This window comes from Exiguobacterium sp. s152, from assembly GCF_018618335.1.
GTDB lineage: Bacteria > Bacillota > Bacilli > Exiguobacteriales > Exiguobacteriaceae > Exiguobacterium > Exiguobacterium chiriqhucha.
Map to the genome: position 1 here is coordinate 100604 of NZ_JACSLX010000005.1, position 13484 is coordinate 114087.

A 13484-nucleotide genomic window follows, 5' to 3' on the forward strand; every position below is an offset into this window, starting at 1 on the left:
CTTACTGGAATTTTGGAACGTCGAAGTAAAGTGTATAGGATTCGAGCTGTTGGTACATGTTGTAAATGTTGGTGGTCTGTTTCGTCGCCCAGGCGATATCCGTGGCATATTGCATCGTCCCAGGATTTGATGGATTAAAGCGCATTTTATAGAGCGTGTTCTGTTTCCGGCTCGGGTTGTTAATATACGAATCCCCGATGAACTTGGCACCGCCGATGATGGCGGCTTCCGGTGTGAACCAACCTTCTTTATAAGCGCGCTCAGCTCCTTTGACGTGGGCGTTCCCGTCAATCGCACCGATTCCGTACATATTGTAGACGGTCTTCGGTGTGACGGCCTTGCCGTCGACGCTCGAGACAACTGTCCCGGTGGCGAGGGCGGACGTCCCATGACCGGTTTCAAGCAATGCATGCGACAATAGGTAAATTTCGTTGACGTTGTGCGTACGTGACGCATCGATGAACGCTTGACCGCGTCCATCTAAAATCCCTTTACCGACGAGCGACTTGTTCAAGACAGGCGCCGTCAAATCGGCCCCCTTCGACAAATCGAGGAACTGGAAATATTCCCGTGACGTCGTGGCGAACGAAGACGGTGACACGTGACGTGTGATTTCCTCATCCGTCGCAAGACGCCAAGTTTGGTCATAGACACGAATATGGTATCCGCTCGGTCGGTAATAGCTGATTGTGTAATATTGACCGAGCTCACCAGTGATGCTCACCGTCTCACCTGGGTTGAGCACCCCGAACGAGTGAGCTGTCATAGAAGCATCTTTCAATACCTTGACATTACCAGCGACGTTGGCGGCGCTGACGTATCCGGTCAGTAGACCCGATTTTACTTTATACCAAGTCGTCGAACCGACTTTTTGTGTGCCGAGGTACTCAAGTTTCGTATTCGTCGACAAGCCGCCCAAGTTTGCTGCGGCTGTTGAAGCGGTTGCCTTCAAATATTGGAATGAAGTCGTCATGAGTTCCGTTGAACTGATCGTCCCTGTCGTGGCGGTCGGTGTCGCGCGAGTGATATACGCTTTCGGTACATAGGCGTTCGCAGCCCGGAAGGCGTCCGACTGGGCGAACACGTTGCGTTGCGTCGTCACCATCGATGCGAGCGTGTATGGATAGGCCGTTTCGGTGATGACCATTTCCTTACTGCCGGCGACAGGCGGTGTGTACGGTTTCGTATACGTGAGGGAGATGTACCCTTTCACGAGCGAGCCGTTGACGAGATATGAGATGACCCCCCAGTCGCTACCGACGATTGGCTTCACTTTGACGACCGTCCCGTTCGCGAGCGTCCCGATGACGGCGCCATCAACTGCTTTATTGCGCACGTTCAGCGTCCCGTTGTTCGCGACGACGACCTCGATTTCACGTTCGGCCTCGAGCTGTTCTTCTGGCACTGGCGGTTTGTCCGCAAAGTAACTCGCGGTCGCATAGCCTGTGAGCGAGCCGTACTTGATTTTATACAACGAGCTGGTCAATCCGGCCTCAGAAATTTGCTGAACTTTTGTCCCTGTCGGAATGACTGCGATTTTTGTTTTCGGTGATGCCGACCGGTCATAGAGGACGACTCGTTGCGTCGTGTAGTAATCTGTCACGACAATCACCTCCGGTTTTTCGACTGAGAAGTGACGTGAAGCGGCATAACCGGTTTTCCCGTCATAGCGGACTTTGAACCATGAGCTCGATAATCCGCTTTGAGAGATTTGTTCGATTTTCGCACCGAATGGAATCGTATCGATTTTCGTTGCGCCCGAGGCGGACGAACTGTACATCGCTACGTTCCGAATCGCGTAATAAGGCTTGATGACAATCACTTCTGGTGGTGTCGTCGAGAAGTTGCGAGCTGCGGCATAGCCGGTGACACCGTCATACTCGATTTTAAACCATGAGCTCGCGAGTCCAGCATCCGATACTTGTGTCACTTTACTGCCGGCGCGGATGGTCCGGAGACGATCTGCACCCGAGGCAGACGATTTATACAAGACGAGATCGCGAGCGGCGTAATAAGGCGTTCGTACGACGACTTCCGGCTTCGTCTTCGAGAAGTTACGGACGGCGGCATAGCCGGTGACGCCATTGTAACGAATCTTGAACCACGACGAACTGAGTCCAGCCATTGCGATTTGTTCGACTTGGGCACCCGAAGGGATGGTCGCGATTTTTGTCGCGCCTGAGGCCGAACTGTTATACAAGGCGACGTTTGTGATTGAAAAATAAGGTGTCGTCGTTTCGGGCATCGACGTATCTGGAGTCAATAGTGACGTCGAGAAGTTACGGGATGGAGCGTAGCCGACTTTCGTGCCATATTGGATTTTAAACCATGAGCCGGTCGCGCCGAGTGAAGCAAGATGCGTCACTTTGGCACCAGCCGGAATCGTCGCGAGTTTCGTCGCGCCCGAACCGGTCGAGTTGTATAACACCGCTGTCTTGTTCGCGTAATACGGTATTTCGACAGGGGCCGACGGTGTAAAGTACTGAGCCACGACATAACCGGTATACTTGCCGTACGTCACTTTCATCCATGAACCGGCGGTACCGTGCGAAGAGATATAGGTGACGGTCGCGCCTTTCGGGATGGTCGTCAAGACGGTAGCAGACGTCGATGTCGATGAGCGTAAGTTGACGTTCGCATCAGCCTTGTAAGCAGACGTCGCTGTCGTCGAGGCGGTCGTCGCCGTTTTCGTGACGGTCGATTTGAGTGTCAAATAAGTCGACGATACGTAGCGCTTTTCGCCTTCGAATTCAATTTGAGCCCAGTTGTCGTTCGTCGTATACACCTGAACGGTTTTGCCTTCAGTTAATTTCCCGACAATATCCGAAGTGGTAGATGTGGCGGAACGAACATTTAAAATCGATGTATTTACTGTTCCTTCGTATGTTACTGCATATGAGTGAGCGGGGAAAGCGTACTCAACACTGTGCTAGAGATGAGGACGGCCGTGCTCAATCGTGTGATCGTTGGCTTCAATGTGTTACCCCTTTCGGTGAATACGTATCAAAATATGAGTATTCTTTTAGTCTGCGGTCTAAGTATAGCGCACTTGAAAATTGGAAAGAAGAATCTAAATTACAAAAAAAGTAAATGAATTAGAATACTATTGCATTATTTTGATAAAAAAGAACCTCCATTTCCTAGGAGGTTCTTTTTGCGATTCGTATCGTTTGATGCATCCAGTCGCCGATATCCGTCCAGATGTCTTGGTGTTGGCGCTCACGAAGCACTTCATGGCGAGCCTGATCATAAGACAGCACGGTCAATTCGATGTCGGCGGCCTGATGTTTGCGGACGATTCCGGAGAGTCCTTCTCCGTCATGTACGACGGGGTCATCAGCACCTACGACGAACAAAATCGGTAGTGTTTTCGGATGTTCTTGTATCCGGGCGGCAGAGGTCACATCGAGTGACGCTTTTGCTACCTCGTGTAAATATCCGAGCGTCGGAATCCCACCACAGTCCGGGTCGTCCAAATAGGCGGTCACTTCCTCGGGAACACTAGAAATCCAATCGCTCTCGGTCGTGGCGGGTAAGAATTTCAAGTTATATCGTCCGAACAATAAGCGTTCGAATAAACGGGATTCATGGGTGCTCCCTTTGAACCGAATGGCCAAATCGATCGCATACAGTCCGGCACGTCCGATCAATCCCGAATGCGGGGGTGGGGAGACGGCGATGACACCCGCCAAGCGATGACCTAGCTGTTGACCGAGTCGACGCGCGAGCAATGAGCCGAAACTATGGCCGAGGACGACGGTCGGCGATTCATCTTGATAGTGATCGAGGAGCGAGATGGCGTCGTCGACCATTTGATCAAATCCTTCGTGTGGAGATAGATGAGCGTAAGTGGACTGGGTCCGGGCCAAGGAACCGGCACCGCGAAGGTCGCATAGAAACACATTAAAACCAATTTCTGACAAAAAATCAGCAAATTCGACATAACGCTGATGATGCTCAAGCATTCCATGGAAAATGAAACAATTTCCAATCGGTTGTCTGGCCTTGACGTGCAATAGTTGTGTCCGGTATCCGTCTGCATACGTATGTTCCGTGACGTCCATCCTGATCCCTCCGTTGTCTTGATTAGAATAAGCCAATCGCTTTCCCAGTCTCATCAATCCCCATATTCAAGGCGGCCGGTTGTTTCGGCAGACCCGGCATCGTCAAGACGTTACCTGTCAAGGCGACGAGGAAGCCAGCGCCGACCGACGGTTTCAACTCTCGCACTGTCACGGTGAACCCGTGTTGGTAGCCGAGTTTCGTCGGGTCATCCGAGAGCGAGAACGGCGTCTTCGCCATACAAATCGGCAAGTGCTGCCAGCCGTTCGCTTCGATTTGTGCCATCTGTTTTTTCGCGGTTGCGGTAAAGGTGACGTCGGCCGCTCCATACACTTCACGGGCGATCGTCAAAATTTTCTGTTCGATGGAATCGGTTAACGCATAGAGCGGGGTAAACGAACTCTCGTTCGACTCAATCGTGTCGATGACGGCCTCGGCGAGGGCACGACCGCCTTGTCCTCCATTCGACCACACTTCACTGAGCGCCACTCGAATGTGGTTCGCTTCACACCAATCGAGGACGGCCGCCAACTCTTCGGCTGTATCCGAATTGAATCGATTGAGGGCGACGACGGTCGGCAAACCGAGTTTCCCCATCGTCTCGACATGTTTGGCGAGAAGTTTTAACCCGTTTCCGACAGCTCCGACGTTCTCGACGTGGAGTTGGTCTTTGGCGACACCGCCATGCATTTTCAAAGCACGGACTGTCGCCACGAGAACGACGGCGTCCGGGTTCAATTTTCCGATGCGTGACTTGATATGACAGAATTTCTCGGCGCCAAGATCGGCTCCGAAACCAGCTTCGGTGACGACATATTCACCGAGCTTGAGCGCGGTTTTCGTCGCAATCAATGAGTTGCATCCGTGCGCGATATTGGCGAACGGACCACCATGAACGAGGGCTGGTGTCTGTTCAAGTGTTTGCACCAAGTTCGGCTTGAACGCTTCTTTCAATAGCAGTGTCGCGGCACCGGCCGCACCGATTTGTTCGGCCGTGATCGGCTCATTGTCCCGATCGTATGCGACGACGATTCGCTTGATGCGTGCCTCGAGGTCAGTCAACGAATCGGCGAGACAGAGGATGGCCATGATTTCAGACGCGACCGTGATATCAAAGCCGTCTTCACGAGGTACGCCATGGGCACTGCCGCCAAGGCCAATCGTCACGTGACGGAGCGCCCGGTCATTCAAGTCGAGCACACGTTTCCAGACGATTTTCCGGACATCGATGCCAAGGTCGTTCCCTTGATGGAGATGATTGTCGAGCATGGCGCTAATCGTGTTGTGGGCCGCGGTGATAGCGTGCATGTCGCCTGTAAAGTGAAGGTTGATGTCTTCCATCGGCAACACTTGGCTGAATCCTCCGCCGGCGGCACCGCCTTTTAAGCCCATTGTCGGCCCGAGCGACGGTTCTCGCAAACAGACGATCGCTTGTTTGTCGAGTTGGTTGAGCGCTTGGCCGAGCCCGACGGTCACGGTCGACTTTCCTTCACCGGCTGGAGTCGGATTGATTGCCGTGACGAGAATGAGCTTCCCGTCTTCGCGAGTCGCCATCCGATCGATGACGTCGAAGGATAACTTGGCTTTATATTTCCCGTATAGGTCGAGGTCATCTTCTTGTAAACCTAGCTTTTCCGCAATCTCTTTGACGGGCAACATCTCGGCTTGTTGGGCAATCGTTAGGTCGGATAACGGTTTAATCGTCGTCATGTATAAAATCCCTCCACTTTCGAACATTGTAATCGGTTTATTTCATTTCATTCGTGAATCGACTTAGAATCAAGGTTTAATTCTTCATTCAGGAAGACTCGTTCGTGTTGTCATTGAGTTTATCATAACGCATCGTCTCGTATAATTCACCCATTGAGTGCAATATATTCCACCCTTTCCGTCAAATGTATCCGTTTTCATTTTGTCTTGAGGGAGGTAAGTTGATAGTGGAGGCGATGAACATGACAGAAACACCAAAACAACACAAGCGAAGACGAAATTGGAAGAAACCAGCGAGTTTTATTGCATTCGTCGGTCCGGCCTTTTTGGCGTTTGTGGCGATTGTGCTCATACCGTTCATAAACGGGATTTATTACAGCTTCACGGATTGGAACGGTGTGACGGGTCAGTTGAACGTAGTCGGGTGGGACAATTATCAGCGGATTCTATTCGAGGATGAACAGTTCCGCGCCTCGTTCTGGATTACGACGAAATACACGATTGTGGCCGTCATCTTGACGAACATCGTCGGTTTCTTACTGGCCTTACTGTTGACGATGAACATTAAGACACGCAATATCCTGCGCACCGTCTTTTTCATGCCAAACTTGATTGGCGGGCTCATTCTCGGATTCATTTGGCAGTTTATCTATGTGAAGGGCTTTGAATCAATTGGGGCACTGACCGGATGGAGTTTGTTCGAACTGCCGTGGCTCGGTGACGCCCAGACAGCCTTTTGGGGCATCGTCATCGTCGCCATCTGGCAAGGCGGAGGCTACGTCATGGTCATCTACATCGCAGCGCTTCAAAACGTGCCGACGGATTTGCTGGAAGCGGCCAAAATCGATGGGGCAAATCGATTGAAGATGTTGCGTCACATCACGTTACCGATGATTATGCCGTCGATCACCATCTGTCTGTTTTTGACGATCTCCTGGTCGTTCAAAGTGTTCGACACGAACTTGTCGCTCACGAACGGTGGGCCGTTCAAATCGACAGAGATGCTCGCCTTGAACATCTATACAGAATCGTTCGTGAATAATAATTACGGGCTCGGCTCGGCGAAAGCGGTCATCTTCTTCCTTGTCGTCGCGGCGATTACCGTCACTCAAGTCTATTTGACGAAAAAGCGGGAGGTGGAGGCATGACGACAGAAAAAATTGAACGCATCGAAGCGAAGGTCGATTCATCTCCACAGCGATTGCTACCGCAAAAACCGCTGCGGGCGGGTGGATATACGGCCGGTCTCGGTCTCGTCGAACTGGTGGCGATTCTACTTGGACTGTTATATCTCGTCCCGTTCTATTACGTCATCGTCAACTCGTTCAAATCAATTGCCGAGATTTACACGAACACGTCTGCCTTGCCGAGCGTCTGGCTCGCGTCGAACTATACAGAAGCCTGGGAGGCGATGAACTACGGACGCGTCTTCTTGAACTCGCTTCTCATCACGGCGGGGGCGAACCTTCTCATCGTATTGTTCACTTCGATGGCGGCGTGGAAGCTCGTCCGGACGAAACATTGGATCTCGACCGTCATCTTCTTCTTGTTCGTCGCGGCGATGGTTATCCCGTTCCAATCCATCATGATTCCGCTCGTCAAAGTGTCGAGCATCCTCGGTCTGTTGAACAGCCATTGGGGACTGATGGTCATGTATCTCGGCTTCGGGTCTGGCATTTCAGTATTCTTATATCACGGCTTCATGAAGTCGATTCCGGAAGAGATTGAAGAAGCGGCCATCATTGACGGCTGTTCGACATGGGGCGTGTTTTGGCGCATCGTCTTCCCGCTCCTCAAGCCGATCACGGTGACGATTGTCATCTTGAACAGCCTTTGGATTTGGAACGACTTTCTCTTACCTTCACTTGTCCTCCGAGACATCGAGCTGCGGACGATTCCGCTCGCGACGTTCTATTTCTTCGGACAATATACAAAACAATGGGATTTGGCACTTGCTGGTTTAGTCCTTGGGATCGTTCCGCTCCTCGTCTTTTTCTTCGGTATGCAAAAGCATATTATCAAAGGGATTACGAGCGGCTCGATCAAATAACCCTTCCCAAGGGATCTCCCCCGTCCGCTACACGGGGGAGAATTTTTTTTAAAAAGTAGTTGACATTCGTCTGAATATTGATAATAATTGGGTCAATTCAATTGTGAACGACATTGAAAGGACGAGTACACAGAAGACGTAAGCAAAGCGAGCCGGGGAAGGTGAGAGCCCGGACTGAAATCTCTGTCGAAGAACCTCCTGGAGTCGCTACCCGAACGCTTTGCAAGTAGACGTAGCCGGACCGTTCCCCGTTATCGGAACTACGAGATGTTCGTCTCGAAAAAGTGAGTAGATTCGTCTACTAATTTGGGTGGCACCGCGGAGCTTGAAGCCTTCCGTCCCATAGTCCATGGGATTGGAGGGCTTTTTTCTATTGCTCCATCCCGAAATCCCACAATTGGAGGAAGAAAACATGACAACAACAGCAATGAGCAAGATGAAGGAAAAACAACAGGCGATTACAGTAGTGAAGGCGACATTCGAAGACAAGTTCAGCACGGCGCTCGGACTCACACAAGTTCAGGCCCCACTGTTCGTCACATCGGCGAGCGGTGTCAACGACCACTTGAACGGTGTCGAACGAATCATCCAGTTCGATACGCAGTATCCAGGGCATGAACTCGAAATCGTTCAGTCGCTCGCGAAGTGGAAACGTGAAGCGCTCGGCCGCTACGGATTCGAAGTCGGTGAAGGGTTGTACACACAGATGCGCGCCATCCGTCGGGATGAAGAACTCGACGCGACACACTCACTCCACGTCGATCAATGGGACTGGGAACGTGTCATCGCTCGGGAACACCGGACGACGGAGTACTTGAAGGCGACGGTCGAAACGATTTACGCGGCACTCCGCGAGACGGAACAGACGGTCGAAACGATGTACGGGATTGAGGCGATCTTGCCAGAGTCGATTCACTTCTTGACGAGCCAAGAGCTAGAAGACCTTTACCCGAATCTTACACCAAAAGAGCGTGAGCACGCGATTTGTAAAGCGTACGGTGCGGTCTTCCTCTCGCAAATCGGCGGCGCACTCGCTTCGGGCGATAAGCACGACGGTCGCGCGGCTGACTATGACGATTGGTCGCTCAACGGCGATATCCTCGTCTGGCACCCGGAACTCGAATCGGCGTTCGAACTGTCGTCGATGGGAATCCGTGTCGACGAGACAGCGCTTGCCGAGCAATTGGTGACAGCTGGAGCTGAAGACAAACGCAAGTTCCCGTTCCATCAAGCGGTCCTTGAAGGACGTCTCCCGCTTACAATCGGGGGCGGCATCGGGCAGTCACGTGTCGCCATGTATTTGCTACGTGCCCGCCATATCGGTGAAGTCCAATCGTCGGTCTGGCCGAGTGAGATGATCACAGCATGTGAAGAAGCTGGAATCAGCCTGTTGTAATTATATAGAAGAAACTAAAACCAGGACTTTCTTTTCAATAAGAAAGTCCTGGTTTTCTGTGCAACATTTTCCACCCTACACGTCAATTTTGACACCTACATAATGGAAGCGTTTTCATCTAAAGTTAGGGTGTACCGAATGTTGAAGGAATATCGACTCTATACTTAGGAGGAAGCGAAATGAAACGTAAATGGAGATTATCAACCGCCGTCATGACGGCGGGGATGGTATTGACACTTGCGGCCTGTGGCGGCGGGTCGCTTACGGAAAATGAAGGATCGAACGATGCGAACGCGGATGACGGGGACAAGCAAGACGTCACGTTGAACGTCTTCCAGTTCAAAGCGGAAATCGCCAAAGACCTTGAAGCGATGGCGAAAGAATACGAGGAAGAGACCGGCGTCAAAGTGACCGTTCAAACGGTCGGCGGCGGAGCCGATTACGGGGCCGCGCTCAAGTCACAGTTCGCGTCGGGCAATGAGCCGGACATCTTCAATAACGGTGGTTTCACCGAAGCCCAGACTTGGAAAGACAAATTGGAAGATTTGTCTGGCGAGAAGTGGGTCGGTGATTTGACGGAAGTGGCCAAGGAACCGATGACGATGGACGGGAAATTGTACGGCATGCCGATGAACTTGGAAGGGTACGGCTTCATCTATAACAAGGAGCTATTCGAGAAGGCGGGCATCAGTGAGTTGCCGAAGACGTTGTCCGAGTTAACGGATGCGGCAGAGAAGTTGGATAAAGCAGGCATCACACCGTTCTCGGTCGGTTACGCCGAATTCTGGATTCTCGGGATCCACTTGCTTAACATCCCGATGGCACAACAAGACGACCCGGATGCGTTCATCCAGGCGCTCAATGAGAATAAAGAAAAATTCGAGGACAATGAGCAGTTCCAACAGTTCTTGAAGCTGTTCGATCTCACGATCAAATACGGCAACAAAAACCCGCTCACGACGGACTATAACACGCAAGTCACACAGTTCGCTCAAGGTGAGACGGCGATGTTGCAACAAGGGAACTGGGCGCAACAGATGATTCTCGACGTGAATCCGGACATTGAGATGGGCTTCGTCCCGATCCCGATCAACGATGACAAAGAGAAGATGGACCGTCTCCCGGTCGGCGTCCCGAACAACTGGGTCGTCAATAAAAACTCGAAGTATAAAGAAGAAGCGAAAGACTTCCTCGAATGGATGGCAACATCCGACACGGGTAAAGACTACATGGTCAACAAATTCAAATTCATCCCGGCGTTCAAGTCGATTGAAGCGAACGATCTCGGTCCGCTTGCAGACGACATCTTGGCCTATTCGAACGAAGGCAAGACGATCTCATGGAACTGGTTCAAGTATCCGGACGGCGCGGTCAACGAGTACGGCGCGTTGATGCAAGCGTATGTCGGCGGTCAAAAGACCGGGGACGAGATGCTCCAAGACTTCACGAAAGTATGGGCGGATAAGGCAAAATAACAGCAACACAAGCGGCGAAATGACCCCTTCGCCGCTTGTGTTTTTTAGTGCGGGCAAAGCCGGGCAGAAGTTGAGGCTTGTCAAACGGGCGTCGCTCGCACAAAATAATAGACAGTTGAAGTGGTGCTCGGAACCTTCCGGCACCGCTATTTTATTGGGGAGATGACAGATATGAGAAAGAATGTCACGGTCGCATTGTTATTGGCGACTTTTTTAGCGGCGATTGAAGGGACGGTCGTCTCGGTCGCGACACCGGTCATCGCGAGCGAGTTGAATGGGGCCGCCCTCGTGAGTTGGGTGTTCGCCGCCTTCCTGCTGTTCACGGCGGTGTCGACACCGATTTATGGGAAAGTGGCCGACTTGTTCGGGCGCAAGCGGGTCCTATTGTTCGGGATTGGATTGTTCACACTTGCCTCGCTCCTATGTGGCCTCGCCACATCGATGGAACAATTGATTATCTTCCGGGCGCTCCAAGGGCTTGGCGCCGGGGCGGTATTGCCGATTTCAATGACCATCATCGGCGACTTGTACAAGTATGAGGAGCGCGGCAAGATTCAAGGCATCTTGAGCGCGGTCTGGGGTGTCTCGGGCGTGCTCGGGCCGGTCATCGGCGGGTTCTTGGTCGAGACGTTGTCTTGGCGCTACGTCTTCTTGCTGAACGTCCCGTTCGCACTGTTATCATTCATCATGATCATTGTCTTCTATAAAGAGACGGTGACAGAGACGACGGAGCGAATCGACGTCAAAGGGGCGCTGTTGTTCGCGTTCGGAACGACGGCGTTCTTATATGGATTGATCACCTTCAGCGAGACGAACGTCTGGACGCCATCGATTATCGTCAGTGCCGTGTTCAGTGTCGTGCTGCTCACGAGTTTCTTTTTATCGGAACGGCGTGCGAAAACACCGTTGTTGCCGCTCGATCTGTTGAAACAACCGATTATCGCGTCCATCAATGGTGCCGTCTTCTTCGCAGCATGGGTGCTCGTCTCGATGTCGGCCTATATCCCGATCTGGGCCCAGGCCGTCCTTGGTAAATCGGCGACGGAAGCCGGCTTCATGCTGATGCCGCTCTCGGTCGCTTGGACGTTCACGTCGATTATCGGCGGCCGTACACTTGGCGCGGCCTCGCCACGACGTCGGGCCGTGATGGGAATGAGTCTCTTGTTGATTGGGACAATCATCTTGACGTTGCTCACGCAATCGAGCCCAGACCTGTTCGTCTACCTCGCTGTCGCCATAATCGGCGTCGGGTTCGGCTTGTCGCAACCGATGTTCATCGTCGTCTTACAGACGGTCGTGTCGTATCGTCAACGGGGGACCGCGACAGCGGCGAACTCATTCTTGAGCACTGTCGGTCAGACGCTCGGTGTCGCCGTGTTCGGTGCCGTGTTCAACTTCATCGTCCTGAGCGGCTTCCGTGAGGAGGCCGGGTTAAGCGGTGTGTCACTCGAATCGTTCTTCAATCGGAGTATGACCGAGGCGCTAGACGCGACCGTCCGGCTCCAAGGCGAGCAACTCATCGCCAGCGGATTGAACACCGTCTTCATCGGCGCAGCCCTCGCCGCGTTCATCGCGCTCTTGATTGCGCTGCGATTACCGGTTAGCCCACCGGCACCTTCACGTGACAACTAAAGACACGGTATGATGGTGAAAAGGAGGCGATCACGTTGAAACGATGGATGTTCATCTTGTCGCTCGTATTTGTTGCCGGTTGTGCCTCGGAATCGACCGAGACGCCGGAACCTGAACAGGCACCAGTCCAGGAGTCGACCGGTGCAACCGAATCGATTGTCGAACAGTTAGAGGCACCGTGGTCGATTGCAAAAACCGATGACGGATGGCTCATCTCGGAACGCGGCGGCACGATTGCCGTCATCGATGCAGACGGGAATCTCGACCGACAACCGGTCGTCTTGAACGAGGACGTGCTTGAAATCGGGGAAGGCGGTCTCCTCGGACTCGCGTTGACCGCAGATTTTGCGACGTCACGCCAACTGTACGCTTACCATACGTACGGGACACCTGGTAACGTCCAAAACCGGGTCGTCGAGTTGACGTGGGATGGCAATCAGTTTGAAGAGACGGACGTCGTGCTCGATGAGATTCCAGGGGACCAGTTCCATAACGGCGGACGGTTGTTGCTCGATGGGGACGTGCTGTGGGTCACGACCGGAGATGCGCTCGTGCCGGAACTGGCCCAAGATGAAACATCGATCGCCGGAAAAGTGTTACGAGTGCCCTTATCCGGAGAGGGCGAACCGACCGATTGGATTTATTCGTCCGGTCACCGCAATCCTCAAGGCTTGACGAAGATCGAAGATACGCTTTACGCGAGTGAGCACGGAGCTTCGGGGCATGATGAAGTGAATATCCTCGAAGAGGGTAACAATTACGGCTGGCCGCTCATCGAGGCGGATCAAGCACGAGATGGGCTCGAGACACCATGGTTCGAGGTCGGGGAGACGTCATGGGCACCGTCGGGCATCGTTGCCGACGACCGTTACGTGTATATGGCGACGCTTCGTGGAAATCGTCTCGTCGCCATCGATCGGGAATCACGTGAGGTCATCCCGCTCGTCGAGGATAAAGGTCGCATCCGTGACGTCTGGTTGGAGGACGAAGGACTTTACTTTATCACGAACAATACGGACGGACGTGGCAACCCTGGAAGTGGGGACGATCAGCTGTATCGCCTCACGATCGAATAGAAACTGACGTACGTGTCAGTTTCTATTTTTTTGTTGAATACATCCATTTATCCGGTATAATGGACTTCATATGGAAAATGAAG

The 13484-nt window shown here is 52.5% G+C and carries 9 protein-coding genes and 1 other annotated feature; of the genes, 6 read left to right on the forward strand and 3 right to left on the reverse strand.

Annotated elements, in window-relative coordinates:
- Position 1: 1 nt before the first annotated feature.
- The 3 genes from KNP72_RS16035 to KNP72_RS10575 all read right to left on the reverse strand — a co-directional run bounded on the left by KNP72_RS16035 (position 2) and on the right by KNP72_RS10575 (position 5772).
- Positions 2-2860 carry an SH3 domain-containing protein gene (locus KNP72_RS16035; protein ID WP_353048450.1) on the reverse strand — a complete coding sequence of 953 codons (2859 nt, stop codon included), beginning with the start codon at positions 2858-2860 and terminating at the stop codon, positions 2-4.
- A 280-nt stretch (positions 2861-3140) separates the two neighbouring features.
- On the reverse strand, positions 3141-4064 hold the full coding sequence (locus KNP72_RS10570) for an alpha/beta fold hydrolase (RefSeq protein WP_214833219.1): 924 nt from the start codon (positions 4062-4064) through the stop codon (positions 3141-3143).
- Positions 4065-4086: 22 nt separating this feature from the next.
- The gene (locus tag KNP72_RS10575) at positions 4087-5772 is read right to left on the reverse strand and encodes a formate--tetrahydrofolate ligase (RefSeq protein ID WP_214719850.1); all 1686 of its coding nucleotides are present in this window, start codon (positions 5770-5772) and stop codon (positions 4087-4089) included.
- Between the two features lie 242 nt (positions 5773-6014).
- On the opposite strand from KNP72_RS10575, the gene KNP72_RS10580 reads away from it, so the two are divergent.
- From KNP72_RS10580 to KNP72_RS10605, 6 genes are all read left to right on the forward strand, one after another.
- Entirely contained in the window at positions 6015-6920 is a 906-nt protein-coding gene (locus tag KNP72_RS10580) for a carbohydrate ABC transporter permease (protein WP_058765715.1), read from the forward strand.
- Positions 6917-7822, forward strand: coding sequence for a carbohydrate ABC transporter permease (locus tag KNP72_RS10585; RefSeq protein WP_251128969.1), 906 nt, complete (start codon positions 6917-6919; stop codon positions 7820-7822). Before KNP72_RS10580 ends, KNP72_RS10585 begins: the two co-directional genes overlap by 4 nt.
- Positions 7823-7926: 104 nt before the next feature.
- Positions 7927-8168, forward strand: a binding site (T-box leader).
- Positions 8169-8234: 66 nt separating this feature from the next.
- Positions 8235-9218 (forward strand): aspartate--ammonia ligase, encoded by a 984-nt coding sequence (gene asnA, locus KNP72_RS10590; protein WP_214719851.1) that lies wholly within the window; start codon positions 8235-8237, stop codon positions 9216-9218.
- A 179-nt stretch (positions 9219-9397) separates the two neighbouring features.
- Positions 9398-10693 carry an ABC transporter substrate-binding protein gene (locus KNP72_RS10595; protein WP_214719852.1) on the forward strand — a complete coding sequence of 432 codons (1296 nt, stop codon included), beginning with the start codon at positions 9398-9400 and terminating at the stop codon, positions 10691-10693.
- Between the two features lie 171 nt (positions 10694-10864).
- Complete coding sequence (locus tag KNP72_RS10600; RefSeq protein WP_214719853.1) at positions 10865-12325, forward strand: MDR family MFS transporter; 1461 nt, start codon at positions 10865-10867, stop codon at positions 12323-12325.
- A 35-nt stretch (positions 12326-12360) separates the two neighbouring features.
- A complete protein-coding gene (locus KNP72_RS10605; protein ID WP_251128970.1) occupies positions 12361-13401 on the forward strand; it encodes a PQQ-dependent sugar dehydrogenase in 1041 nt (346 codons plus the stop codon).
- The last annotated feature ends 83 nt before the right edge of the window (positions 13402-13484 follow it).